General features: G+C 72.3%; 16 protein-coding genes. 8 read left to right on the top strand and 8 right to left on the bottom strand.

Annotation, left to right across the window (positions count from 1 at the left end; genetic code table 11):
• Nucleotides 1-13 precede the first annotated feature (13 nt).
• Nucleotides 14-853, top strand: coding sequence for a GNAT family N-acetyltransferase (locus ACNJ93_RS13760; RefSeq protein WP_418957697.1), 840 nt, complete (start codon nucleotides 14-16; stop codon nucleotides 851-853).
• A 6-nt stretch (nucleotides 854-859) separates the two neighbouring features.
• On the opposite strand, the gene ACNJ93_RS13755 is transcribed toward ACNJ93_RS13760, so the two are convergent.
• Nucleotides 860-1,540: a GDSL-type esterase/lipase family protein gene (locus tag ACNJ93_RS13755; RefSeq protein ID WP_418957696.1), complete on the bottom strand. Its 681-nt coding sequence runs from the start codon at nucleotides 1,538-1,540 to the stop codon at nucleotides 860-862.
• A gap of 81 nt (nucleotides 1,541-1,621) precedes the next feature.
• Between ACNJ93_RS13755 and ACNJ93_RS13750 the strand changes: the two genes are divergently transcribed.
• Nucleotides 1,622-2,632: a WD40 repeat domain-containing protein gene (locus ACNJ93_RS13750; protein ID WP_418957695.1), complete on the top strand. Its 1,011-nt coding sequence runs from the start codon at nucleotides 1,622-1,624 to the stop codon at nucleotides 2,630-2,632.
• A gap of 62 nt (nucleotides 2,633-2,694) precedes the next feature.
• Nucleotides 2,695-3,057, top strand: coding sequence for a hypothetical protein (locus ACNJ93_RS13745; protein ID WP_418957694.1), 363 nt, complete (start codon nucleotides 2,695-2,697; stop codon nucleotides 3,055-3,057).
• 60 nt (nucleotides 3,058-3,117) lie between these two features.
• On the opposite strand, the gene serC is transcribed toward ACNJ93_RS13745, so the two are convergent.
• Nucleotides 3,118-4,236, bottom strand: a complete 1,119-nt coding sequence (gene serC, locus ACNJ93_RS13740) for a phosphoserine transaminase (RefSeq protein WP_418957693.1) — start codon at nucleotides 4,234-4,236, stop codon at nucleotides 3,118-3,120.
• Nucleotides 4,237-4,318: 82 nt separating this feature from the next.
• On the opposite strand from serC, the gene ACNJ93_RS13735 reads away from it, so the two are divergent.
• From ACNJ93_RS13735 to ACNJ93_RS13725, 3 genes are all read left to right on the top strand, one after another.
• The gene (locus tag ACNJ93_RS13735) at nucleotides 4,319-7,024 is read left to right on the top strand and encodes an FAD-binding and (Fe-S)-binding domain-containing protein (protein WP_418957692.1); all 2,706 of its coding nucleotides are present in this window, start codon (nucleotides 4,319-4,321) and stop codon (nucleotides 7,022-7,024) included.
• Nucleotides 7,025-7,375: 351 nt separating this feature from the next.
• Nucleotides 7,376-15,952, top strand: coding sequence for a DNRLRE domain-containing protein (locus ACNJ93_RS13730; protein WP_418961398.1), 8,577 nt, complete (start codon nucleotides 7,376-7,378; stop codon nucleotides 15,950-15,952).
• A gap of 13 nt (nucleotides 15,953-15,965) precedes the next feature.
• Nucleotides 15,966-16,487 (top strand): SMI1/KNR4 family protein, encoded by a 522-nt coding sequence (locus ACNJ93_RS13725; protein WP_418957691.1) that lies wholly within the window; start codon nucleotides 15,966-15,968, stop codon nucleotides 16,485-16,487.
• 64 nt (nucleotides 16,488-16,551) lie between these two features.
• Here the strand turns inward: ACNJ93_RS13725 and ACNJ93_RS13720 are convergent, their stop codons facing one another.
• Nucleotides 16,552-17,409 carry a LysR family transcriptional regulator gene (locus ACNJ93_RS13720; RefSeq protein WP_418957690.1) on the bottom strand — a complete coding sequence of 286 codons (858 nt, stop codon included), beginning with the start codon at nucleotides 17,407-17,409 and terminating at the stop codon, nucleotides 16,552-16,554.
• A 184-nt stretch (nucleotides 17,410-17,593) separates the two neighbouring features.
• On the opposite strand from ACNJ93_RS13720, the gene ACNJ93_RS13715 reads away from it, so the two are divergent.
• Entirely contained in the window at nucleotides 17,594-18,526 is a 933-nt protein-coding gene (locus ACNJ93_RS13715; protein ID WP_418957689.1) for an EamA family transporter, read from the top strand.
• A gap of 71 nt (nucleotides 18,527-18,597) precedes the next feature.
• Entirely contained in the window at nucleotides 18,598-18,783 is a 186-nt protein-coding gene (locus tag ACNJ93_RS13710; protein ID WP_418957688.1) for a DUF1272 domain-containing protein, read from the top strand.
• A 6-nt stretch (nucleotides 18,784-18,789) separates the two neighbouring features.
• Here ACNJ93_RS13710 and ACNJ93_RS13705 read toward each other — a convergent pair whose 3' ends face one another.
• The 5 genes from ACNJ93_RS13705 to ACNJ93_RS13685 are packed head-to-tail and all read right to left on the bottom strand — an operon-like array spanning nucleotide 18,790 to nucleotide 25,892.
• Complete coding sequence (locus ACNJ93_RS13705) at nucleotides 18,790-19,923, bottom strand: acyl-CoA dehydrogenase family protein (protein WP_418957687.1); 1,134 nt, start codon at nucleotides 19,921-19,923, stop codon at nucleotides 18,790-18,792.
• Nucleotides 19,920-21,809, bottom strand: coding sequence for an acetyl/propionyl/methylcrotonyl-CoA carboxylase subunit alpha (locus tag ACNJ93_RS13700; protein ID WP_418957686.1), 1,890 nt, complete (start codon nucleotides 21,807-21,809; stop codon nucleotides 19,920-19,922). Before ACNJ93_RS13700 ends, ACNJ93_RS13705 begins: the two co-directional genes overlap by 4 nt.
• Before the next feature lie 11 nt (nucleotides 21,810-21,820).
• On the bottom strand, nucleotides 21,821-23,419 hold the full coding sequence (locus ACNJ93_RS13695; protein WP_418957685.1) for an acyl-CoA carboxylase subunit beta: 1,599 nt from the start codon (nucleotides 23,417-23,419) through the stop codon (nucleotides 21,821-21,823).
• Nucleotides 23,416-25,101, bottom strand: coding sequence for an acyclic terpene utilization AtuA family protein (locus ACNJ93_RS13690; RefSeq protein ID WP_418957684.1), 1,686 nt, complete (start codon nucleotides 25,099-25,101; stop codon nucleotides 23,416-23,418). Before ACNJ93_RS13690 ends, ACNJ93_RS13695 begins: the two co-directional genes overlap by 4 nt.
• A complete protein-coding gene (locus ACNJ93_RS13685) occupies nucleotides 25,098-25,892 on the bottom strand; it encodes a TIGR03084 family metal-binding protein (RefSeq protein WP_418957683.1) in 795 nt (264 codons plus the stop codon). Before ACNJ93_RS13685 ends, ACNJ93_RS13690 begins: the two co-directional genes overlap by 4 nt.
• Between the last annotated feature and the right edge of the window lie 60 nt (nucleotides 25,893-25,952).

The following is a 25,952-nucleotide window of genomic DNA, read 5'->3' as shown; positions in this document are numbered from 1 at the left end:
GTTGTCTGCCGGGATGGAGCACCTGCGCTACGAAGCACCGGACACCGACCGCGTCCTGGAGGACTGGCGGCACGTCCACAACGTGATCGTCCCGCCCGCCGCGCTCACGCTCGACGAGGTCCGCGAGCGTGCGGGCCGGTACGAGCTGGAGGTCGCGTACCTCGGCGACGTGCCCGTCGGCTGTACGACGGTCCGCCCGCCGACCCCCGACGCGCCCCGCACGGCCACCGTCATCGCCCGCGTCCTGCCCGAGCACCGCGGCCACGGGCACGGCACCGCCCTGTACGCCCGCGGCCTCGCGCGGGCCCGGGCGCTCGGCGCGCGGACCGTCGAGACCTGCGTCCTCGCGGCCAACGAGGACGGCCTGCGCTTCGCCGGGCGCCGCGGCTTCACCGAGACCGACCGCTACACGCTGCCCGGTGACGACGCCCTCTGGATCGACCTCGCGCTGAACCTGAACACCCCGCGCCGGAACGTCGGTTCGGGCTCCCCGCTCGAACCCGAGATCGGCTTCTCGCGGGCCGTCCGCAAGGGCGCGCACGTCGCCGTCGCCGGCACCGCGCCCATCGCCGAGGGCGGCGGGACCGCCGGCATCGGCGACGTGTACGCGCAGACCGTCCGCTGCCTCGACATCGCCGAGGCCGCGCTCGCGGAGGCCGGGGCCACCCTGGACGACGTCGTACGCACGCGGATCATGCTCACCGACGTCACCGCCTGGAAGGAGGCGGCCAGGGCACACGGGGAACGCTTCGCCGCCGTGCGGCCGGTGACCACCTTCGTGGAGGTCTCACGGTTCATCGACCCCGAGTGGCTGGTCGAGATCGAGGTCGACGCGATCACCGACGCGCCGTAGCCGTCGTCAGGCCCGGTACGGCGCGCCCACGCCCCACGCCTGGTACAGCGCGTCCGCGAAGGCGGCGGCGAGCTTGTGCTCGCCCGTGGGGCCCGGGTGGGTGCCGTCGTACGTGTCCGCGCGCAGGTCGTACGACTCCGGCGGCGAGGCCAGCAGCAGCGGCGACGCGGCCGTGTCCAGGTCGGCGACGACCTTGGCCAGCAGCTCGTTGAAGCGCTCGCACTCCGCCGCGAACGGCGCGTCCGACGCGGCCCGCACGTTCGGGATCACCGGCAGCAGCACCGCCCGCACCCGCGGGTTCGCCGCGCGGGCCGCCGCGACGAAGGCACGGACGTTGTCGGCGGTCTGCTCGCTGTTCGTGTAGAAGCCCAGGTCGATCAGGCCCAGCGCGACCAGCAGCACGTCCGCCCCGGTCTCCGCCACCGCCCCGCCGATCAGCGGCGCCATGTGCAGCCAGCCCTCGCCCCAGCCGGCCAGGTGCCGGCGGGCCTCCTCGGGAAAGTCGGGCGCGGCGTACGCGGACGAGACGGCCGCGTCGGCCCCCGCCTCGTACAGCGCCGTGCGCGGGCCCACGATCTCGTACGGGCCTCCGGGGCACCGGCCGAGGTGCTGCCACATCCGGTAGCGCCACGTGTAGTCGCCGGCGCTTCCGACCGTGCAACTGTCGCCGACGAACATGAAACGCATCCCGCCATCATCCCGGACGCCCCGGCCGACCTGCGACGTGACGGCCGACACCCCTCTCCGGCCCGTGGCACGCTTGAGCCCATGCGATCGTCTCTCCGCGTCACCGGCGCCCTGGCCCTGGTCCTGTGCACGGCCGTCGCCCCGGCCGGCGCCGCCGAGGCCGCCCCGGCCGCCGAACCGGACCGCGACTTCACGATCGAGGACACCCGCGTCACCGAGTCCAGCGGGCTCGCCGCCAGCCGCGCCCACCCCGGTGTCTACTGGACGCACAACGACCAGGACGAGCCCCGGGTCTTCGCCGTCGACTCCCGCACCGGCCGGACCGTCGCCACGGTCACCCTCCGCGGCGTCGGCACCCCCCGCGACATGGAGGCGATCTCCGTCGGCCCCGACGGCCACGTCTACGTCGGCGACATCGGCGACAACCTCGGCGGCTCCTGGGACCACGTCTGGATCTACCGCTTCCCCGAGCCGAAGACCCTGCGCGACCAGAGCGTCCAGGCCGTCCAGTACGACGTGAAGTACGCCGACGGGCCGCGCGACGCCGAGGCCCTGATGGTCCATCCGAAGACCGGGCGGGTCTATCTGGCCAGCAAGCACGAGGACGGCGGCGGCTTGTACGAGGGGCCGGCGCGGCTCAGCACCAAGGGCGTCAACACCTTCCGCCGGATCGCCGAGGTCCCCTGGGTCACCGACGGCGCGTTCTCCCCGGACGGGGACCGGCTCCTGCTGCGCGGCTACCTCATGGCCCGCGAGTACGCGTGGCAGGGCGGCCGCCCCGGCGCGGACCGCTCCATCGGCGCGCCGTTCCAGGGGCAGGCGGAGTCCGCGACGTACACCCTCGACGGCTCGGCGGCGATGCTCGGCTCGGAGGGCGTGGGCAGCCGCGTGCTCCGCGTGGACCTGGACGACGAGCGGCCCGACGGCTCCGGCCCCACCGCGAGTCCCCCGGCGAAGGGCGGCGGCGCGGGCGAAGGCGCTCAGGACGGCCAGGAAGGTCAGGACCAGGGCAGCTTCGGCCTCGGCGTCGTCGTGCTGGCCCTCGCCACCGCCGTCGTCGTCGGCTTCAAGCGCCTGCTGCGCCGCGGCTGATCTGCGCCGCCCGCCTCCACGGGACGACAATGGAGACAGGGGGGACCGTCCGTGGAGGAATCATGACGGCATTCACCCGCGAGGACATTCCGGTCGCCATCGAGGGCGGCGGTGTGGAGGTCCGGCTGCAGGAGGTCGGGGAGATGACCCTGGCCTACATCCACCTTCCCCAGGGCACGGACATGGGCCCCACCCTCAAGGGGCTCGAGAACGACCTGTGCCAGTGCCCCCACTGGGGCTACCTGTTCAAGGGCCGGATCAAGATGCGCACCGCCTCCGGCGAGGACGTCTACGAGGCCGGCCAGGCGTACTACTGGGCCCCCGGCCACGCCCCCGAGGCGCTGGAGGACTCCGACGTGGTCGAGTTCTCGCCCACCGCCGCGTTCATGGAGGTGATGGACCACGTGAAGGCGCAGATGGGCTGAGCGCGCCGAAGGCCCGGCGGGTGGGCTCACCGCGCCGGGCCTTCCGGGGACGCCTGACGTCTACAGCTTCTCGATCACGTAGTCGACGCAGGCCGTCAGCGCCTGCACGTCCGCCGGGTCGATCGCCGGGAACATCGCGATGCGCAGCTGGTTGCGGCCCAGCTTGCGGTACGGCTCGGTGTCCACGATGCCGTTGGCGCGCAGCGCCTTGGCGACGGCCGCCGCGTCGATCTCGTCCGCGAAGTCGATCGTGCCGATGACCTGCGAGCGCTTCGCCGGGTCGGTGACGAACGGCGTCGCGTACTTGGACTCCTCGGCCCAGCCGTAGAGGTTCTGCGCGGACTGCTTCGTGCGGGCCACGGCCCAGTCCAGACCGCCCTGGCCGTTGATCCACTTCAGCTGCTCGTTCAGCAGGAAGAGGGTGGCGAGCGCCGGGGTGTTGTACGTCTGGTTCTTCAGCGAGTTGTCGATCGCGGTCGGCAGCGAGAAGAACTCGGGGATGTGCCGGCCCGACTCGTGGATCTTCTTGGCGCGCTCCAGGGCGGCCGGGGAGAACGCCGCGAGCCACAGGCCGCCGTCGGCGGCGAAGGACTTCTGCGGGGCGAAGTAGTAGACGTCGGTCTCGGTGATGTCGACCGGCAGACCGCCCGCGCCGGAGGTCGCGTCGACCAGGACCAGCGCGCCCTCGTCGGCGCCCGCGACCCGCTTCAGCGGGGCGGCGACACCGGTCGAGGTCTCGTTGTGGGTGTAGGCGTACACGTCGACGCCCGCCTCGGCCCGCGGCTCCGGGTGGGTGCCCGGGTCGGAGGAGATCACGGTGGGCTCGGCCAGCCAGGGCGCCAGCTTCGCGGCCTTGGCGAACTTGGAGGAGAACTCGCCGAAGGTCAGGTGCTGCGACTTGTTCTCGATCAGGCCGTGGGTCGCGATGTCCCAGAAGGCGGTGGAGCCGCCGTTGCCCAGGATCACCTCGTAGCCCTCGGGCAGCGAGAAGAGCGCGCGGAGGCCCTCGCGCACCTCGCCGACCAGGTTCTTCACCGGAGCCTGGCGGTGGGAGGTGCCGAGCAGGGACGTGCCCGTGGCGGCCAGGGCGTCCAGCGCCTCCGTACGCACCTTGGAGGGGCCCGCGCCGAAACGGCCGTCGGCGGGCTTCATGTCAGCGGGAATCTGGATCTCAGCCACGAGGCGGAGCGTATCGGGTCGGAAGGGCCGTGGCGGACCGTTGTCCGCCGGATGAGACGACGAGGTGAGACATGCTGGCCTCGTGGGAACACACGAGGCACCGCGGGACGCACTGAGGGACGCACTGCGCCGGGCGCTGCGCGGCGACGTCGACTTCTCCTCCACCGCCCGCGCCCTGACCAGCATGGACGCCTCCAACTACCGGCGCGTGCCGCTGGGCGTGGTGGCCCCGCGCGACGCCGGCGACGTGGCCGCGGCCCTGGAGGTCTGCCGGGAGCACGACGTGCCCGTCGTGGCGCGCGGGGCGGGCACGTCGATCGCCGGGCAGGCCACCGGCACCGGCGTGGTGCTCGACTTCACCCGCCACATGCGCGCCGTCGTGTCGGTCGACCCCGAGGCCCGGACGGCCGTCGTCCAGCCGGGTGCGGTCCTCGACCGGCTGCGGGCGGCGGCCCGCCCGTACGGGCTGACCTTCGGGCCCGACCCGTCCACGCACAGCCGCTGCACCCTCGGCGGGATGATCGGCAACAACGCCTGCGGGGCGCACTCGGTGGCCTGGGGCACCACCGCCGACAACGTCACCGGCCTCGACGTCCTCACCTACGGGGGAGCGGCGCTGCGGCTCGGGCGGGACTGGCGGGGCGCGCCGGACGGGCTGCGCGAGCTGGTCGGCCGGAACCTGGCGGCGCTGCGGACCGGCTACCCGTCGGGCCTGCCCCGCCGGATCTCCGGTTACGCGCTGGACGCGCTGCTGCCGGAGCGGGGCGGCGACGTGGTCCGCTCGTTCTGCGGGAGCGAGGGGACGCTCGGGGTGGTGACGGAGGCGACCGTGCGCCTGGTGCCGCTGCCGTCCGCGCCGGTGCTGGCGGTCCTCGGGTACCCGGACGAGAGCGCGGCGGCGGACGCGGCGGCGGGGCTGCTGCCGCTGGGCCCGCTGACCGTGGAGGGCATGGCCGCCGACCTCGTCCGGGGCGCCGCGGGGCTGCCCCGGGGCGGGGCCTGGCTGTTCTGCGAGGTCGACGGGCCGGACGCGGCCGCGCGGCTGGTGCGGGCCGCGGACGCGCTGGACGCGGCGGTGGTGAGCGACCCGGCCGGGCAGCGGGCGCTGTGGCGGATCCGCGAGGACGCGGCGGGCACGGCGACCCGGATGCCGGACGGCACGGAGGCGTGGCCCGGCTGGGAGGACTGTGCGGTGCCGCCCGCCCGCCTCGGCGGGTACCTGCGGGACTTCCGGGCCCTGCTCGCGGAACACGGGCTGCGGGGCACTCCGTACGGGCACTTCGGCGACGGCTGCATCCACGTGCGCGTCGACTTCGACCTGTGGACGGGCGAAGGGGTGGGCCGGTTCCGGGAGTTCTCCGAGGCCGCCGCGGACCTCGTGGTGGCGCACGGCGGCTCGCTGTCCGGGGAGCACGGGGACGGGGTGGCCCGCGCCGAACTGCTGCCGAGGATGTACGGGGACGAGCTGGTCGGGCTGTTCGGCCGGGTCAAGGACCTGTGGGACCCGGCGGGCGGCCTCAACCCGGGGATGCTGGTGCGGCCGGGGCGGCTCGACGAGAACCTGCGCTTCACGGGGCTGCCGGTGGTGGGCCTGGGGCGCGAGGTGGCGCGCTGCGTGGGCGTCGCGAAGTGCCGGGTGGAGGGCCCGGTTCCGGGGCCGTCGGTGATGTGCCCCTCGTACCGGGCGACGGGGGAGGAGCGGCACTCGACGCGCGGCCGGGCGCGGCTGCTGCACGAGATGGCGCTCGGCGAGGTGATCACGGACGGGCTGCGCTCGGAGGAGGTCCGCGAGGCGCTCGACCTGTGCCTGTCCTGCAAGGGCTGCCGCAGCGACTGCCCCGTGGGCGTGGACATGGCCGCGTACAAGGCGGAGTTCACCGACGGCTACTACCGGGGCCGCCCCTGGCGGCGGCCCCGCTCGCACTGGACGGTCGGCCGGCTGCCGGAGTGGCTGGCGCGAGCCCGCTGGCTGGTGGCGGCCGGCACGCGGCTGCCGTACGCGGCGCGGCTCGCGGGCGTGACGCCCGAGCGGCCGCTGCCGCGGCCGGCGGCGCGGAGCTTCGTCGCGCGGCACGGTGTGCTCGCCGGCGAGGACGCGGTGCTGTGGCCGGACACCTTCACCAACCACCTCGCCCCGGAGGTGGGCGAGGCGGCGGTACGGGTCCTGGACGCGGCCGGGATCGCGACGGGACTGCCGCCGGGGCGGGTGTGCTGCGGGCTGACGTACGTGTCGACCGGGCAACTGGACCGGGCCCGCGCGGTGATGCGGCGCACCCTGGACGTGGTGGAGCCGGTGCTCGGGCGGCCGGTGGTGGTCCTGGAGCCGTCCTGCGCGGCGACGCTGCGGACGGACCTGCCGGAGCTGCTCCCGGACGATCCGCGGGCGGCGCGGCTCGCGGCCTCGGTGCGCACCTTCGCCTCGGCCCTGGAGGAGCTGGCTCCGCAGTGGACGCCGCCGCGCCTGGACCGGCCGGCGGCCGGGCAGACGCACTGCCACCAGCACGCGGTGCTGGGCGACGCGGCCGAGCGGAGGCTCCGCGAACGCGCCGGGCTGAACGGCGAGTTGAGCGGGGGCTGCTGCGGCCTCGCCGGGAACTTCGGCTTCGAACCGGGGCACTACGAGGTCTCGGTGGCCTGCGCCGAGGACCGGCTCCTCCCGGCGGTCGCGGCGGCGGGCGACGACGCGGTGCTGCTCGCCGACGGCTTCTCGTGCCGGACCCAGCTGGACCACCTGGCGGGGCGGCGGGCCCGGCACCTCGCGGAGGTACTGGCGGAGGGGCTGGGATAGAAGGGGCGTCTCCGCCCCGGACATGCCCTGTCCGGAACAGCACCGGAAATCAAATGCCGGAAATGTGCGGTCGGTTGACGTCACATCAGATCAGTGATTAGAAATCCCCCCGCCTGACCGGCGCACCTCGTGCGAGGCCGTGTACCCATGGGCGGGTCACGGTCCGATTTCGCATGCCCCGAGGGATTCCGGCGGGTGAACGCACAGCGAACCGACACGGAACGGCCGTGTCGGACCTTCGGCACGCCCATTTCCGCAGCTCGGCGGAGGGGCGCCGACGAAAGGGATTTCGTGAAAGCAAGATATGGGCGGGCGACAGCCTGCCTTGTGGTCGCGGCCCTGTCCGGGACCATGTTGCCACAAGTGGCTTATGCCGCGCCGGTTTCGAGCGATGACGGCGAGGGTATTGTCGATGCCTTCTCCGGCTGGTTCTCGGACGACGGGGAGAACCCCGCTCCGCAGGAGCCCCGCACCGGCGGAACTCCGGTGCTCCCGAGCCGGGAGAAACTTCCGGCGGGGAAGGCGACGGCGAAGCCGAAGCGTGTCGCGGAGCTGACGGCCCGGCGTACGGCGCACGCCCGCTACTGGAAGCTCTCCGACGGCCGGGTGCAGGCCGAGGTGTCGGCGGTGCCGACGGCGTACCGCTCCGGGAAGTCGTGGAAGGACATCGACCCGACGGTCGTCCCGGCCGGCGACAAGAGCTTCCCGTTCGTCAACACCACCAACACCGCCCGTACGTCCTTCGGCGCGGACGCCGGCCGGCTGCTGCGGTTCGAGGCCGAGGGCCACGCGGTGACGCTGGGCCTGGAGGGCGCGGGCAGGCTGTCCCCGCGCGCCCAGGGCGACACGGTCACCTACAAGGACGCGCTGTCGGGCGCGGACCTGTCGTACCAGGTGGGTCCGGGCCGGGTGAAGGAGAACATCGTCCTGGACGCGAAGCCGTCCGGGCCGGTGTCGTTCACGTTCACGCTGGACGCCGGCGGTCTGACGCCGAAGGCGAACAAGGACGGCTCCGTCTCGTTCTTCGGCGAGGGCGCGAACCCGGTCCTGGTGATCCCGGCCGCGTTCATGACGGACGCGAAGAAGGACGCGGCCTCCGCGTACGGCACGGGCTACAGCGCGGCCGTGACGCAGAAGCTGACGAAGGCCGGCCAGGGCTGGAAGCTGACGGTCACGCCGGACACGAAGTGGCTGGCGGCGCCCGAGCGGCAGTACCCGGTCACCATCGACCCGACGATCTCCATCGCGCCGACGCCGACCACGGCGCAGGACGTGATGATCTCGTCGGACGGCCCGACGACGAACTACAAGGACAACTGGCGGCTGTCGGTCGGCAACACCTCCACCGGCGCCTCCCGTGCCCTGCTGAGGTTCCCGATCACGGGCGTGCCGGCCGGGACGAAGCTCGACTCGGCCGATCTGAAGCTGTGGTTCGACCAGACGCACACCACCGGCGACACCGAGGTGCAGCTGGAGGCGCACCGGGCCACGCAGGCGTGGACCGAGGACCAGGCGACCTGGAACAGCGCGAGCACGTACACCGGTGAGCTGTCCGGCACGTCCGTGGTCGTCGACGACGGCGACACGGGGACGACCGCCGCGGTCGGAGCGTGGCCGACGTCGGGCTCGACGCTGACGCAGTACGCGGTCGGCAGCGACTACCGCTACAACAAGGACACGGTCGCCGGCGACACCTACACCTGGCGGCCGAACCTTCCCGAGGACGGCACGTACCAGGTCGAGGCCCACTGGGTCGGCGCCACCGACCGCGCGGCGAACACGCCGTACACCGTCACCTACGACGGCGGGTCGAAGCAGTACCTGGTGGACCAGCAGACCGGCGGCACGGGCGTCTGGAAGACCCTCGGCAACCACCCGTTCAAGGCCGGCACGCTCGGCAAGGTCGTCCTCGGCGACGGCCCGGTGAACACCAGCACCTCGGTGATCGCGGACGCCGTCCGCTTCACCAAGGGCGGTGTCGTCACCAAGCAGGCCGGTGAGCTGAACACCTGGCACACCTTCCCCGTCACCAAGACCGTCCAGCAGTGGATCGACGGCACGTACACGAACCACGGTTTCGTGATCAAGGCCGGGGACGAGTCCGCGAACGGCCCGAAGGGCGGTCCGCGGTACGAGGGCAGCGAGTTCGGGTACGGCGGCGAGGCCGCGAACTACCCGCGCCTGGTGCTGACCTTCGGCCGGCAGGGCGTCGAGCTCGCCGCCCCGACGACCGTCCACGACACCGGCGCGGAGCTGTCCTGGTCCGCCTACGACGACCAGGACCCGATCGGAGCGGGCGACGACCTGGTCGAGTACCAGGTGCACCGTTCGATCAACCAGACGTTCACCCCGTCCGCGGCGACGCTCGTCTCCCCGGTCGCCCCGGGGACGACGTCCTTCACGGACACGTCGGCGACGCCGACGAAGGCGGACGACCCGGACCCGTTCGGCCGCGCGTACTACTACATGGTCGCGGTGAAGACGAAGGACGGACAGGTCGTCGCCGCGCCGACCCAGCTCGTCCGGCTGCCCAAGGCGGGCCGGACGACGAAGGTGCTGACGGCGACGCAGGACACCACCGTGTCCTCCGCGCGGACCACCTCCAACCTGGACACCATCGACGACCTCGGCCCGAAGAACTGGCTGAGCGTGGGCAACAACTCCACGACGTACGACGACACCCGTGCGCTGCTGAAGTTCCCGGCCCTCGGCATCCCGGCCACGGCCCGGGTGCTGGACGCGAAGGTGCGCCTCTGGTCCACCCAGACCGCCACCGACGCCGCCGGAGCCCTGTACGAGATCCGGCCGCTGACGCGGGACTTCGACGAGGCCGCGGCCACCTGGGTCAAGGCGGACGCGACGACGAACTGGACGACCCCGGGCGGCGACTTCGGCGCCGTCGTGGGCGACACCGGGGCGAAGACGAACGACCCGGCCCGGCACGACTGGGGCATCACCTCGCTCGCCCAGTCCTGGGTGACCAGCCCGGCCTCCCAGAAGGGCGTCGTCCTCAAGATGGCCGACGAGGCGGCCAAGCAGGAGCGGACGCTGTTCCTGTCCTCCGAGGGCGCCGAGCCGCGGCTCCACCCGAAGATCGTGGTCACGTACATCGACTCGACCACCGCGTCGACGTACTACGCGCCGCAGACCCCCGCGCGCATGACCCCGAACAGCGACTACACGGTCGACTTCACCCTCACCAACACCACCGCCTCCACCTGGAACGCGGCCGACCAGGTCCTCACCTACCGGTGGACCCTGCCGGACGGCAGCGACGTCACCACCGGCGGCAACCAGGTCCACACGGCCCTGCCGTCGAACGTCGCGCCGGGTGACAGCGTCTCCCTGCAGGCGAAGATCAAGACCCCGATCAACTCGGACAACGGCAACAAGCGCACCGACTACGTCCTGACCTGGGACGTCTTCAACAAGACGGCCGGCACCTGGACGTCGGGCACCGCGGGCATCCCGGGCCTCGCCCAGAACGTGGCCGTGGAGGACCCGACCTCCAACCAGCTCGGCATGGAGAAGTTCTACTCCTACAGCGGCAAGAACACCGGCGCCGGCTCGACCGTCATGAACAACCTGGCGTCGGGCAACAGCGTCTGGCAGTACAACGCGTTCACCAACCCCGGCCGTGGCATCACCACGTTCGCCCGGTTCGCGTACAACAGCCTCGACACCTCCGACACGGTCTCCGGCCACGGCTGGTCCTTCCAGGTCTCCGGGCCGATCCGGCTCGGCGCGGCGTTGGAGTTCCACCCCAAGCCGAACCCGACGGAGATCCGACTCCCGGACGGCGACGGCACCACGCACGTCTTCCGCTGGGACGCGACCGCCAACGCGTGGAAGGCCCCCGCGGGCGTCCACTACAAGCTGGCGGCCAAGCCCGGCCTGGACTGCACCCCGTTGAAGGACCCGACTCCGGACGCCTGGACGCTCACCCGTCCCGACGGCACCCGGTTCGTGTTCGGCTGCGACGGCTACCTGACGTCCGTCGTGGACAAGAACGGGAACGCGCAGACGTACACGTACGAGGAGCGGAAGTCCAACAACAAGCCGACCAAGTTCCTCAAGTACGTCACCGACCCGGCCGGCCGCCAGTCGCTGACGATCGAGTACTACACGAAGGCCGACAGCAGCAACCCGAAGATCATCGACCACATCAAGTCGATGACCGACGTCTCGCAGCGCACGCTGACCTTCGAGTACTCCGACAAGGGTCTGCTCACCAAGGTCACGGACGGCGCGGGCTCGACCCAGCCGAAGGTCTTCCTCTTCGAGTACGACGCCACCCAGGGCAACAAGAACGTCAAGCTCGTCAAGGTCACCGACCCGCGCGGCGCCACGACGGGCCTGGCGTACTTCGCGCCGCAGACCGGTGACGACCCGAAGTACCACTGGTGGACCAAGACGATCACCGACCGTCTGCAGGGAACCACCGGCTTCACGTACGCCGTGGACGCCGCGAACCCCAAGTTCACCGCCACCCGGGTCACCGACGCCGAGTCGCGCCCGACGGACTACGTGGCGGACGACTTCGGCCGGCCGGTCCAGGCGACGAACGCCAAGTCGCAGACCATGAAGATGTCGTGGGACGCCGACAACAACGTCACGTACATGGAGGAGCCCAACGGCGCGAAGACCGCGTACTGCTACGACCAGGTGACGGGCTACCCGCTCTGGAAGCGCGACGCGGAGAACAACAAGTCCGGTGTTCCGCCCTCGTCGGACTGCGCGCCTGGTGTGTACCCGGCGAACTCCGCCCAGTACGTGTACCAGAAGCGTGCGGACGGCTTCTCGGCCGATCTGTTCACCAAGACCTCCCCGGAGGGCCGGAAGTGGCAGTTCGGCTACGACACCTTCGGCAACCTGAAGACGGTCACCGACCCCAAGGGCGTCGCGACGACGACGGCCGGTGACTACACCACGTCGTACGAGTACGACGGCCACGGCCAGCTGATCAGGGCCGTCGACGCCAACGGCAACGCGGACACGAACAGCGACTTCGGTCCCACGGGCTTCCCGGCCACGATGACCGACGCCCTGAACAAGTCCACGACGTTCGTCTACGACGAGCGCGGCCAGGTCCGCGAGGTGACCGACGCCCTGGGCAAGAAGATCACGCAGACGTACGACACCTTCGGCCGTCCGCTGGTCAAGACCGAGCCCAAGGACCAGGCCGCCGGTGAGCTGATCACCGCTCCGGCCCCCGTGTACGACGCCAACGACAACGTCACCACGTCGACGGCGCCCAACGGCGCGGTGTCCACCGCGGTCTACGACGCGGCCGACCAGATCACCTCGGCGACCGAGCCGAAGGACACCACGACGTCGGACGAGCGCAGGACGCTCTACACCTACGACAAGGTCGGCAACCTCAGGACGACGACCGAGCCGAAGGGCGCGCTGACCCCGGCGGTCGCGACGGACTACGTCACGACCAACCACTACAACGAGATCTACCAGCTCACTTCCGTCGTCAACGCGGAGGGCCACAAGGTCAGCTACGAGTACGACGAGGTCGGCAACAACACCAAGGTCATCGACCCGAAGAAGAACGCGACGGCCGACACGACCGACTACACCACCCTGACCGCCTACGACCTGAACCACCGGGTCACCTCGGTCACCGACGCCGCCGGCAAGACCACCAAGAAGTCCTACGACAAGGACTCCCTGGTCGTCTCCACGACGGACGCCGAGAACAACACCACGCTCATCCGCTACGACGAGCGCGGCAAGCAGGCCGAGGTCAAGGTCCCGTTCAGCGGCACCACCTCGATCACCTACCGCACGACCCGGTACGAGTACGACCAGGTCGGCAACACCACCAAGGTGATCACCCCGCGGGCCGTCGACGCGGACACGACCACCGCGTTCACCGCGCGTACCGAGTACGACGCCCTGAACCGGCCGGTCAAGCAGTACCAGCCGTACGACCCGGCGGACACCCGCCACAACAGCCCGAACGTCTACACCGAGACCGTGTACGACGCCGTGGGCCGGGTCGCGAAGACCTCGCTGCCGCCCTCGGAGGGGCAGACGGTCCGCAACGACACCGTCTTCACGTACTTCGACAACGGCTGGGCCAAGAGCTCCACGGACCCGTGGGACATCGCCACCACCTACGAGTACGACGCCCTGGGCCGGCAGACGGCCCGGACGCTGACGTCCGCGGGCGGTTCCTCCAACCGCACGATGACCTGGTCGTACTTCCCCGACGGGAAGGTCAGGTCCCGGTCCGACGACGGTGTTCCGGTGGGCCGGTCGGTGGTCCTGGTGGACAACTCCGACACCCAGCACACCTCGGCCACGGGCACCTGGGCCACCGGGAACCTCACCGGGCAGCAGGGCTACGACCACCGCACCCACGCGGCCGGCACGGGCACGGACGCCTTCACGTGGACGCTCGACGTCCCCGAGGACGGCACGTACACCGCGTACGTGAAGTACCCGAAGGTGACGGGCGCCGCCACCACCGCGAAGTACACGCTGTCGCACGGCACCACCACCGAACCGGCGGTCACCAAGGACCAGAACGCCGGCACCGGCACCTGGGTCGGTCTCGGTTCCTACGCCCTCAAGCAGGGCGAGGACACCAAGCTGAAGCTGGAGCAGAACAGCGGCGGCGTCGTGGTCGCGGACGGCGTCAAGCTCGTCCGTGACAACTCCGCGGAGACCGACAACGAGAAGCGCACCTTCACCTACGGCTACGACGTCAACGGCAACCTGACGTCCATCGGCGACACGTCGTCCGGGGCGAAGGTCGACTCCTACGCCATCACCTACAACGGCCTCAACCAGGTCCAGAAGGTGGCGGAGTCGCTGGCCGGCGTGGAGAAGAAGGCGACCTCGTACACGTACGACGCGAACGGGCAGTCGGAGACGGTCAGCCACCCGAGCCAGTTCTCCAAGTACACCTACGACCTGCGGGAGAAGGTCAAGACGGTCTCGGTCGGCAAGTCCGCGACCGACACCTCGCCGAAGGTCACCTCGTACACGTACACCGACCGCGCCCAGAAGCTGAAGGAGACCAAGGCCAACGGCAACACCGTCGACTACACGTACTTCCTCAACGGCGCGCTGAAGTCGACCACGGAGAAGAAGGGCTCCGGCACCCTCGTCGCCTCGCACACCTACGCCTACGACGCCAACGGCAACAAGGCGCAGGACGTCGCGAAGAAGATGAACGCCGACAACCACGCGGCGTACCTCGACTCCACGACCGACTACACCTACTCGCCGACCGACCGGCTCATCAAGTCGGTCAAGACCGGCAACGGCGCGGGCACCGAGACGTACGTCCACGACGACAACGCCAACGTCATCGAGCAGACGATCAAGAACGTCACGACGAAGTACCACTACGACCGCAACCGGCTGCTGAAGGCCGTCACCGGAACGTCGACGGCGTCCTACGCCTATGACCCGTTCGGGCGCCAGCAGTCCGTCTCCAGCGGCGGCAAGGTCGTCGAGCGGAGCGTGTACGACGGCTTCGACCACGTCGTGGAGTCCCAGAAGCTGGACGGCTCCGGCGCGATGAAGTCGACGACGTACACCTTCGACCCGCTGGACCGCACCGCGACGAAGACGACGGACGGCAAGACCACCGACTTCGAGTACCTCGGTCTGTCCGACGAGGTCCTCGACGAGAAGGTCGCCGGCCGGCTGACCAAGTCGTTCCAGTACAGCCCCTGGGGCGAGCGTCTGTCGCAGGTCAAGCACAACGCCGACGGCACGTCCGAGGACGGCTACTACGGCTACAACAGCCACACCGACGTCGAGACCCTGACGGACGGCAACGGCGACACCAAGGCCACCTACGGCTACACCGCCTACGGCAACAACGACACGTCCGAGTTCACCGGCATCGACAAGCCCGACGCCGCCGACCCGGCCAAGGAGGACTACAACCCCTACCGCTTCAACGCCAAGCGCTGGGACGCCCAGTCCGGCACGTACGACATGGGCTTCCGCGACTACAGCCCGGGCCTCAACCGGTTCACCACCCGGGACATGTACAACGGCGCCCTGGCCGACATGAGCCTCGGGTCCGACCCGTACACCAGCAACCGCTACGCCTTCACCGGCGGCAACCCGGTGAGCGGCGTCGAACTGGACGGCCACCTCGTCTGGTTCGGCATCCCGGCGATCTACTACGGGTACGCCGCGCTCTTCGGCACCGCCGCGTACGCGTCGACGCCGGCGGGCCAGGAGAACCTGGCCAACGCGGGTTCGGCCATCGGCAGCCTGCTCATGCCGTCCGCGTCCGACGTCGACAACTCCAGCGACTCGTCGAACGAGCCGCGTCCCGGTCCGACCCCTCAGCCGTCGCCGCAGCCGCAGCCGCAGCCCCGGCCCGTGCCGCGGGTCACCGACACCAACGACCCCAACTGCGACTCGATGGCCCGCATCGACGGGGGCCGGATCTACGGAGGTCTCGAGGAGTACACGGATCACTCGGGGCGGAAGGGCTGCAGGGCGACCGGCGCCTTCGCGTTCCTGACCAAGAGCGACCGCAGGTCGCGCACCGGGGCCGGCGGGCTGCCGAAGTGCCCCGAATGCGAGCCGTCCGTGCAGCCGGAGGGCATGAACGAAATCCGGGCCGGAGGCGGAAAGCCGCAGGCGGGCCACCTGATAGGTTACTGGGGCAAGGGCACCGGCCAGGACGTCAAGAACCTGGTCGCTCTGCACGGCCGGGCGAATGCCCGGATGGCCAGCAGGGTGGAATCCTTCGGGTGGAAGCACCTGACCGGTGACAACAAGCTGATCATGTCGGTCGTTCCCATCTACGGAGACCCGCGTTCGGCCGTTCCCACCACCGTCCAAGTGGGAATGACCGCGTACAACGCCCAGGGCGACATCGCGGGATCCTTCTCCTGCACGGTGAACAACACGAAGACCGGCTACGGCTCGACGTGCTAGAAGGGGCCTCACGGTGGCAACGCTTTCAGAGATAGAAGCCCTGCTGGGCGAACCCCGGTTCAACTGGTCGGACCCGGCGCCCTGGATCGCCCTGGAGCAGGAATTCGGCATCGAATTCCCCGCGGATTTCCGGGAGATCCTGGACGCCTACGGCTCGGTCCAGATCAACGGGCAGTTGTATCTGGAGCACCCCGCCGGTCATCTTCTGCACAATCTCGGGGAGACCATCAGGGGCGACCTCGAGATGTGGCGCGAGGAGGACATGGCGGAGCGCCTGCCCGGTCCGGTCGGGTCGGGCCCCGGTGAACTGATGCCGGTGGCCTCGGCCACGACGGGGGAGTGGGTGTTCCTCCGCGTCCCCGACGACCCGTCCTCCCCGTGGCGCGTCGTGGTCCTGGAACTCGACAGTCCGGCCTGGACCCTCTACGAGATGACGTTCGGCGCGTGGTTGCTGGCGTATCTCCGGGGGAGGGACGTGACGTTGTGTTCGCGCAACCTCGCGCCCGAGGGCCCGTTCTTCGAGCCCCTCTCCTGAAAACCGCACACACGACGGCCCGCCGGTTCCGACCGGCGGGCCGTCCGTCGTCCGTGCACGGCGGTCAGCTCTCGCGGGCGATGGCGCGGGCCAGTTCGGCGAGGGCCGGGATCGCCGGGTGCGGGGAGGCGTCGCGCCAGGCGAGCAGGACGGGGACGGGCGGGGCGTCGGGAAGCGGGCGGTAGACGACGCCCGGATGGGGGTGCATCTCGGCGGTGGAGGCCGCCGAGACGCCGATGCCGCGGCCGGCCGCGATGGCGGTCAGCCAGTCGTCGGTGTTGCCGACGGTGAGGGTGGAGGAGGGACGGGAGTCCGGGGGCCACAGGCCGAGGGTGGTGGTGCCGGAGACCGGGTTGAGGACCGCGGTCTCGTCGGCCAGGTCGGCCAGGCTCAGGGTCGGTCGCGCGGCGAGCGGGCTGTCCGCGGGCAGCGCGGCGACGCGCAGCTCGCTGACCAGCTCCACGGTCGCGAGGCCCGGCGTGTCCACCGGGCCGCGCAGCAGCGCCGCGTCGACCTCGCCGCGGGTCAGCCCGGCGGTGCGGTCGTCGATGCGCAGGAGTTCCAGCGGGGTGTCGGGATGCGCGTGCTGCCAGCGGCGCAGCAGGGGCGTGGTGTACGGGCCGAACGCCGACCAGGCGTGCCCGAGCCGCAGCGGGCGGCGGCGCAGCAGCTCCGGGTCGGCGGCCGCGTCGAACGCGGCGACGGCCGCGGCGGCCCGGTCGTGGAAGGCCCGGCCCTCGGGGGTGAGTGCGAAGCGGTGCGTCGTGCGGTCGACGAGCCGGGCGCCGAGGTGCCGCTCCAGCGCGGCGAGGGTGCGGGAGACGGCCGGCTGCGTGAGGTGCAGCCGGGCGGCGGCCCTGGTCAGGTTGCCTTCTTCGGCGATGGCCAGGAAGCAGCGGAGATGACGGAGCTCGATGCCCATGCGCCAGGAGCATAACCGCAGCCCAATCGGCATTTCCGGCAGCGCGCGGGGGCTCGTAGCGTGAAGAGGGGAGAGCGCTTGACGAGTCCAGTACTCTGTACTGAGAGTCCATTCGAATGAACTGGCGGTGTGGTCCAGCGCACCCCTGAGCACCAACGAGCACCAACCCGCAAGGAGTGAGCCGGTGGACAGCCCGGTCAAGGACATCGCCGCCGTCTCCGCCCCCGAGGCCGCCGCGGCCCGGCCCGGAGCGCCCGCCCGGGCGGCCCGGCTCGGACCCGTGGCCCTCGTCGTCGCGGGCGGGCTCTCCGTCCAGTTCGGCTCGGCCGTCGCCGTGCTGCTGATGCCCCACGCGGGCGCGCTCGGCGTGGTCACGCTCCGGCTGGTCCTCGCCGCCGCGGTGCTCCTGCTCGTCTGCCGGCCCAGGGTCCGCGGCTACAGCCGCGCCGACTGGGGCACGGTCGCCGCCTTCGGCACCGCCATGGCCGGCATGAACATCCTCTTCTACCAGTCCGTCGACCGGATCCCGCTGGGCGCGGCGGTCACCCTGGAGGTCCTCGGCCCGCTGATCCTGTCCGTCGTCGCCTCGCGCCGCCTGGTGAACCTGCTCTGGGCCGGCCTCGCCCTCGGCGGCGTCGTGCTGCTCAGCGGCGGCGGATTCGACCGGCTCGACCCGGTCGGCGCGGCCTTCGCGCTCGCCGCGGGCGCCATGTGGGCCACGTACATCGTGTTCAGCGCCCGCACCGGCCGCCGCTTCCCGCAGGCCGACGGCCTGGCCCTGGCGATGGCCTTCGGCGCGGTGCTCAGCCTCCCGCTGGGCCTGGCCGAGGCCGGCGACCGGATGCTCGTGCCCTCGACGATCGGTCTCGGCCTCGCCGTCGCGCTCCTCTCCTCGGTCCTGCCCTACACCCTCGAACTGCTCGCCCTGCGCCGGCTGCCCGCCCCCACCTTCGCGATCCTGATGAGCCTCGAACCGGCCATCGCCGCCACCGCGGGCTTCCTCGTCCTCCACCAGGCCCTGGCCGTCACCGACGCCCTCGCCATCGCCCTGGTGATCGCCGCCAGCATGGGCGCGGTCCGCACCCAGACCCGCCGGCAGTCCCGCCGGCAGTCCTGACGGCCCGATCCTGACGATCTTCGGCCCGGACACGGGCTGTCCGGAGCCCCGCGCACCGGCAGGATCGGGCCATGGCTCTGGACATGCGCACGATCTGCGAACGCTGCGGGACGACCCCCCTCCCCGCCGACGGCCCCGCCCGCATCTGCTCGTACGAGTGCACCTTCTGCGTCCCCTGCGCCGAGGCGATGGCCGGCGTCTGCCCGAACTGCGGCGGCGAACTCGTCCCCCGCCCCCGCCGGGCCTCCTCGGCCTGAACACGGTCAGTACGACTTGGGCAGGCCCAGGGTCTGGTGGGAGACGTAGTTCAGGATCATCTCCCGGCTGACCGGGGCGATCCGGGCCACGCGGGCCGCCGTGATCAGGCGGGCGAGGCCGAACTCCTTGGTGAGCCCGTTGCCGCCGAGGGTGTGGACGGCCTGGTCGACGGCCTTCACGCAGGCTTCGGCGGCCGCGTACTTGGCCATGTTGGCGGCCTCGCCCGCGGCCATGTCGTCGCCCGCGTCGTACAGGGCGGCGGCCTTCTGCATCATCAGCCGGGCCAGTTCCAGCTCGATGTGGGCCTGGGCGAGCGGGTGGGCGACGGCCTGGTGGGCGCCGATCGGGGACTTCCAGACCTGGCGCTCCTTCGCGTACTGCACCGCCTGCGCGAGCGCGTAGCGGCCCATGCCGATCGCGAACGCGGCGGTCATGATCCGCTCCGGGTTCAGCCCGGCGAAGAGCTGCAGCAGCCCCGCGTCCTCGTCGCCCACCAGGGCGTCCGCCGGGAGGTGGACGTCGTCGAGGGTCAGCTCGAACTGCTTCTCCTCCGCCCGCAGCTCCATCTCGATGTGGCGGCGGCCGAAGCCCGGGGTGTCCCGCGGCACGATGAACAGGCACGCCTTGAGGTTGCCCGTGCGGGCGTCCGACGTACGGCCGACGATCAGCGTGGCGTCCGCGATGTCGACGCCCGAGACGAACACCTTGCGGCCGTTGAGCACCCAGCCGTCCTCGGTGCGGGTCGCCGTCGTCGTGATGCGGTGCGAGTTGGAGCCGGCGTCCGGCTCGGTGATGCCGAAGGCCATCGTGCGGGAGCCGTCGGCCAGGCCGGGCAGCCACGCCCGCTTCTGCTCCTCCGTGCCGAACCGCGCGATCACCGTGCCGCAGATGGCCGGCGACACGACCATCATCAGCAGCGGCGCGCCCGCCGCCCCGGCCTCCTCCAGGACGATGGACAGCTCGGCCATGCCGCCGCCCCCGCCGCCGTACTCCTCCGGCAGGTTCACCCCCAGGTAGCCGAGCTTCCCGGCCTCGGCCCACAGCGCGGCCCGGTCGAAACCGGGGCCGTGGCGGTGGCCGAGGGCGGAGACGGCGGCGCGCAGCGCGGTGTGCTCCGGCGAGTCGATGATGCTGCTCATGAGGCGGTTTCCTCCTGTGCTTCGGTCGGTACGTCCGAGGGCTGTACGACGGCGAGCAGGGCGCCGACCTCGACCTGGCGGCCGGGGGCGGCGTGGAGCGCGGTGAGGATGCCGGAGGCCGGAGCGGTGACGCGGTGCTCCATCTTCATGGCCTCCAGCCAGAGCAGGGGCTGACCGGCGGCGACGGCGTCGCCGACCGCGAGCCCGTCGGCGACCCGGACCACCGTGCCCGGCATGGGCGCGAGCAGCGAGCCCGGCTCCTGCCGGTCCGTGGGGTCGGTGAAGCGCGGCCGGGCGGCGAGGCGGTGCGGGCCGACGTGGACGGTGCCGTCCGGGTAGGCGGTGACCGCGTGGTCCCGGACCACGCCGGCGACGTCGAGGCGGACGAGCCCGGGGGTCACGGAGACGACGCGGACGCCCTCGGGGGCGGTCACCGTGTAGCCGTCGCGCCCGTACCGGTACCGGACCTCGTGCCCGCCGTACGTCTTCACCTGGTCCTGCGAGGCGAGGTTGCGCCACGCCCCGCCGAACCGCCCTTCGTTGCGGGCCGCGTCGGCGAGCGCGGCGGCCACCGCCGCGTACGCCTCGCCGTCCCGGGGCCGGGTCAGCCCGTCGAGGTTCCGTCCGTAGAAGCCGGTGTCGAGCCGGGCCGGGTCGCCGAACTCGGGGTGCCGCAGCGAGGCGGCCAGCAGGTCCCGGTTGGTGACCGGGCCGTGCACCTGCGCCCTTTCCAGTACGGACGCCAGCCTGCGCACGGCCGCCTCCCGGGTCGCGGCGTGCACGACGACCTTGGCGAGCATCGCGTCGTAGTGGACGGGGACGGCGTCCCCGGAGGCGTATCCGGTGTCGACGCGGACGCCCTCGGGGAACTCCAGGCGGTGCAGCACCCCCGTCTGCGGCGTCCAGCCGGCGGCCGGGTCCTCCGCGTACAGGCGGGCCTCGACGGCGTGGCCGCGCGGCTCCGGGGGCTCGGCGGGCAGCGGCGCGCCCTCCGCGACCGACAGCTGCAGGGCCACCAGGTCGACGCCGTACACCTCCTCCGTCACGGGGTGCTCGACCTGGAGCCGGGTGTTCATCTCCAGGAAGTGCGCGCGGCAGTCCGCGACGAGGAACTCCACCGTGCCCGCGCCGACGTAGCCGACCGCCTTCGCGGCCGCCGCCGAGCGCGCGTACAGCTCGTCGGCGAGCGCGGCCGGCAGGCCGGGCGCGGGGGCCTCCTCGATCACCTTCTGGTGCCGCCGCTGCAGGGAGCAGTCGCGGGTGCCGAGCGTCCACACCGTGCCGTGCGCGTCCGCGAGGACCTGCACCTCCACGTGCCGGCCGTTCTCCACGTACGGCTCGACGAACACCTCGCCGTCGCCGAAGGCGCTCTCAGCCTCGGCCGAGGCGGCTGCCAACTCCTCCTCCAGCGCGCCGAGTTCGCGGACGACCCGCATCCCGCGCCCGCCGCCGCCCGCCGCGGCCTTCACCAGGATCGGCAGGTCCGCCTCCGTGACGCCGGTCAGCGGCGCGACGCCCATCAGCTCCTTCGCCCGGGTCTTCGAGGCCATCGCCTCGATCGCCTCCGGCGGCGGCCCGATCCACACCAGGCCCGCGGCCGTCACCGCCCGCGCGAAGTCGGCGTTCTCCGACAGGAAGCCGTAGCCGGGGTGCACCGCGTCCGCGCCGGCCGCCAGCGCCGCGGCCACGATCAGGTCGCCGCGCAGATACGTGTCCGCCGGCGCCGCGCCCGGCAGCCGTACCGCCGCGTCGGCCGCGCGGACGTGCAGCGCGTCCGCGTCCGCGTCGGAGTACACGGCGACGGTCGCGACGCCCAGCTCGCGGCAGGTCCGGAAGATCCGGCAGGCGATCTCGCCGCGGTTCGCCACAAGGACGGAAGTGATCATGGGGACAGCCCTCACATCCTGAAGACGCCGAAGCCGCCGCGTGCGCCCTCGACCGGTGCCGTTTGGATCGCGGACAGGCACAGCCCGAGGACCGTGCGGGTGTCGCGGGGGTCGATGACGCCGTCGTCGTACAGCCGCCCGGACAGGAACATCGGCAGCGACTCCGACTCGATCTGCGCCTCGACCATCGCCCGCAGCCCGGCGTCGGCCTCCTCGTCGTACGGCTGCCCCTTCGCCGCGGCCGAGGCGCGCATCACGATCGACAGCACCCCGGCCAGCTGCTGCGGGCCCATGACCGCCGACTTGGCGCTCGGCCAGGCGAACAGGAACCTCGGGTCGTACGCGCGGCCGCACATGCCGTAGTGCCCCGCCCCGTACGACGCGCCCATGAGGACCGACAGATGCGGGACCTTCGAGTTCGACACCGCGTTGATCATCATCGCGCCGTGCTTGATGATGCCGCCCTGTTCGTACTCCTTGCCGACCATGTAGCCGGTGGTGTTGTGCAGGAAGACCAGCGGGATGTCGCGCTGGTTCGCGAGCTGGACGAACTGCGCGGCCTTCTGCGACTCGGGGCTGAACAGCACGCCCTGCGCGTTGGCGAGGATGCCCACCGGGTAGCCGTGCAGCCGCGCCCAGCCGGTCACCAGCGACGGCCCGTACAGCGGCTTGAACTCGTCGAAGTCCGAGCCGTCGACGATCCGGGCGATCACCTCGCGCGGGTCGAACGGGGTCTTCAGATCGCCGGGGACGATCCCGAGGAGCTCCTCCTCGTCGTACTTCGGCGGCTCGGCGAAGCCCGGGTCGGCGTGCGCCTTGCGGTGGTTGAGCCGGGCGACGATCCGCCGCGCCTGGCGCAGCGCGTCGGCCTCGTCGACGGCGTAGTGGTCGGCGAGCCCGGAGGTGCGGGCGTGCATCTCCGCGCCGCCCAGCGACTCGTCGTCGCTCTCCTCGCCGGTCGCCATCTTCACCAGCGGCGGGCCGCCGAGGAAGACCTTCGACCGCTCCTTGATCATCACCGTGTGGTCCGACATGCCGGGCACGTACGCCCCGCCGGCCGTCGAGTTGCCGAAGACGACGGCGATCGTGGGGATGCCGGCCGCCGACAGGCGGGTGATGTCCCGGAACAGCCCGCCGCCGGGGATGAAGATCTCCTTCTGCGAGGGCAGGTCCGCCCCGCCCGACTCCACGAGCGCGATGCACGGCAGCCGGTTGGCGTACGCGATCTCGTTGGCCCGCAGCGCCTTCTTCAGGGTCCACGGGTTGGAGGCCCCGCCGCGCACGGTCGGATCGTTGGCGGTGATCAGGCACTCGACGCCCTCGACCACCCCGATGCCGGTCACGATCGACGCGCCGACCGGATAGTCGCTGCCCCAGGCGGCCAGCGGCGACAGCTCCAGGAACGGGGTGTCCGGGTCGATCAGCAGCTCGATCCGCTCGCGGGCGAGCATCTTGCCGCGCCCGCGGTGCCGTTCGGTGTACTTCTCGCCGCCGCCCGCGAGCGCCTTGGCGTGCTCGGCGTCGAGCGCGGCGAGCTTCTCCAGCATGGCGGCGCGGTGCGCGGCGTAGTCGGGTCCGGCCGTGTCGAGGGCCGAGGCGAGCACGGTCACAGCAGTTCCTCCGGTACGTCGAGAACGCGGGCGCGGAGCCATTCGCCGAGGGCCTTGGCCTGGGGGTCGAAGCGGGCCTGCGAGGCGACGCCCTCGCCGAGCAGCCCCGTCACCACGAAGTTGACCGCGCGCAGGTTCGGCAACAGGTGGCGCTCGACGGGCAGTTCGGCGGTCTCCGGCAGGAGCGCGCGGAAGCGGTCCACCGTGAGGGTGTGCGCGAGCCAGCGCCAGGCGGCGTCCGACCGCACCCAGACGCCGACGTTCGCGTCGCCGCCCTTGTCGCCGCTGCGGGCCCCGGCGACCCGCCCGAGGGGGATCCGGCGCACCGGCCCCGGCGGCAGCGGCTCGGGGAGCGGGGGCTCCTCGACGGGCTCCAGCTCGCGGGTCCGCGCCGGTACGGGGACGTCCTGCCGGGTGCCGTCGGGCAGCACGGCCACGTGCGGCACGTCCTTCGCCGGCACGTACGCCGCCTCGACGACCCCGTACGGCGCGCCCTTGCCGGGCGGGGCGATGACGTGGAAGCCGGGGTAGCTGGCGAGGGCCAGCTCGATCGCCGCGCCGGACAGGGACCGGCCGACGGCCTCGGGGTCCGGGTCGCGCACGACGAGCCGCAGCAGGGCGCTGGCGGTCTCCTCGGTGGCCGCGTCGGGCCGGTCGGTGCGGGCCAGCTCCCAGCGGACCTCGGCGGGACGGGACTTGGCGCGGGCGAAGGCGTCCTCGACCTGGTCGCGCACGAGCCGCGCCTTGGCCTCGACGTCGAGGCCGGTGAGGACGAGGACGACCTCGTTGCGGAAGCCGCCGAGGCGGGTGCGGCCGACCTTGAGCACGGGCGGCGGGGCCTCGCCGCGCACCCCGTCGATCCGGACCCGGTCGGGGCCCTCCCGGGTCAGCCGTACGGTGTCGAGCCGGGCGGTCACGTCCGGCCCGGCGTACCGCGCCCCGGCCGTCTCGTACAACAACTGGGCGGTGACGGTGCCGGTGTCGACGAGTCCGCCGGTGCCGGGCTGCTTGGTGATCACGCAGCTGCCGTCCTCGTGCAGCTCGGCGACCGGGAAGCCGGGGCGGCGGAAGAGGGCCGGGTCGTGCTCGGCGAAGAAGGCGTAGTTGCCGCCGGTGGCCTGGGTGCCGCACTCCAGGACGTGCCCGGCGACGACCGCGCCCGCGAGCCGGTCGTACTCCTGCGGGCCCCAGCCGAACCGCCACTGCGCGGGCCCGGTGACCAGGGCCGCGTCGGTGACCCGGCCGGTGACCACGACGTCCGCGCCGGCGGCGAGGCACGCGGCTATCCCGGCGCCGCCGAGGTAGGCGTTGGCGGTCAGCACGCCGTCGCCGGTGGGCAGTCGGTCGCCCTCGACGTGCGCGACGCGGACGGGCAGGCCGAGCCGGTCCGCCAGGGCGCGCAGGGCGTCGGCGAGCCCGGCGGGGTTCAGTCCGCCCGCGTTGGTGACGAGGCGGACCCCGCGCTCGTGGGCGAGGCCGAGGCCCTCCTCCATCTGGCGCAGGAAGGTCTTCGCGTACCCGGCGGCCGGGTCCTTCAGGCGGTCCCGGCCGAGGATGAGCATGGTCAGCTCGGCGAGGTAGTCGCCGGTGAGGACGTCGAGTCCGCCGCCGGTGAGCATCTCGCGGACGGCGTCGAAGCGGTCGCCGTAGAAGCCGGAGGCGTTGCCGATGCGGAGGGTCACCGGGTCGCCCCCTGGGGCGGGCGGCCGGCGCCCGCCGGGCCGGCGAAGGCCTGGGCGATGGTGAGCCAGTGCGCCGCGTCGGCGCCCTCGGCGGTCACGTCCAGGTCGTCCCGGTGGGCGCGCTGGGTGACGAGCAGGCAGAAGTCCAGGGCGGGCCCGGTGATCCGCTGAGCCGCGTCCTCGGGCCCGTACGCCCACCGCTCCCCGTCGGGCCCGGTCAGTTCGACGCGGAACGGCTCGGCCGGCGGGGTCAGTCCGCGCACGAGGTACGCGTAGTCCCGGGCCCGCAGCCCGATCCAGGCGACGTGCCGGAGCCGGGCGGTGGGCCGGCGGTCGACGCCGAGGGCGTCGGCGACGTCCTGGCCGTGCGCCCAGGTCTCCATCAGCCGGGCGGTGCCCATCGACACGGCGCTCATGGGCGGGCCGTACCAGGGGAAGCGGCTGCCGGGCGGCGCGGCCCGCAGCACCTCCTGCAGCCGCTCGCGCCCCTCCCGCCACCGGGCGAGCAGCTCGGCGGGCGGCAGGGTGGCGCCGTCCTCGGCGCCCCGGTCGACGAAGCCGCCGGGGTCGGCGAGCGCCTTCTCCGTCTCGGCGGCGAAGCCGTCGGCGTCGGTGGCGGCGAGCAGCGCGGCGCGGTCGGTCCAGGCGAGGTGGGCGATCTGGTGGGCGATCGTCCAGCGCGGCGCGGGCGTGGGCGTCGCCCACTCCGGGGCGCTCAGGCCCCCGACCAGCCGGTCGAGTTCCTCGCTCTCGCTGCGCAGGTCGTCCAGGACGACGGCGGGGTCGGACACGGTGCACTCCCTCGGCGGGGCGGGGACACGGGCGTGTGCCGAGGAGCATGGCAGCGCCGA

This window comes from Streptomyces tritici (assembly GCF_048500665.1).
In the GTDB taxonomy this organism is placed as follows: Bacteria; Actinomycetota; Actinomycetes; order Streptomycetales; family Streptomycetaceae; genus Streptomyces; species Streptomyces tritici.
This window is presented reverse-complemented; position numbering and strand designations above follow the sequence as displayed.

Excerpts from the sequence above, each read along its gene's own strand:
- ACNJ93_RS13760 (WP_418957697.1), top strand. The coding sequence starts at position 14 with ATGGAGCACCTGCGCTACGAAGCACCGGACACCGACCGCGTCCTGGAG.
- ACNJ93_RS13755 (WP_418957696.1), bottom strand. The coding sequence starts at position 1,540 with ATGCGTTTCATGTTCGTCGGCGACAGTTGCACGGTCGGAAGCGCCGGC.
- ACNJ93_RS13750 (WP_418957695.1), top strand. The coding sequence starts at position 1,622 with ATGCGATCGTCTCTCCGCGTCACCGGCGCCCTGGCCCTGGTCCTGTGC.
- ACNJ93_RS13745 (WP_418957694.1), top strand. The coding sequence starts at position 2,695 with ATGACGGCATTCACCCGCGAGGACATTCCGGTCGCCATCGAGGGCGGC.
- ACNJ93_RS13730 (WP_418961398.1), top strand. The coding sequence starts at position 7,376 with ATGTTGCCACAAGTGGCTTATGCCGCGCCGGTTTCGAGCGATGACGGC.
- ACNJ93_RS13720 (WP_418957690.1), bottom strand. The coding sequence starts at position 17,409 with ATGGGCATCGAGCTCCGTCATCTCCGCTGCTTCCTGGCCATCGCCGAA.
- ACNJ93_RS13710 (WP_418957688.1), top strand. The coding sequence starts at position 18,598 with ATGGCTCTGGACATGCGCACGATCTGCGAACGCTGCGGGACGACCCCC.
- ACNJ93_RS13705 (WP_418957687.1), bottom strand. The coding sequence starts at position 19,923 with ATGAGCAGCATCATCGACTCGCCGGAGCACACCGCGCTGCGCGCCGCC.
- ACNJ93_RS13700 (WP_418957686.1), bottom strand. The coding sequence starts at position 21,809 with ATGATCACTTCCGTCCTTGTGGCGAACCGCGGCGAGATCGCCTGCCGG.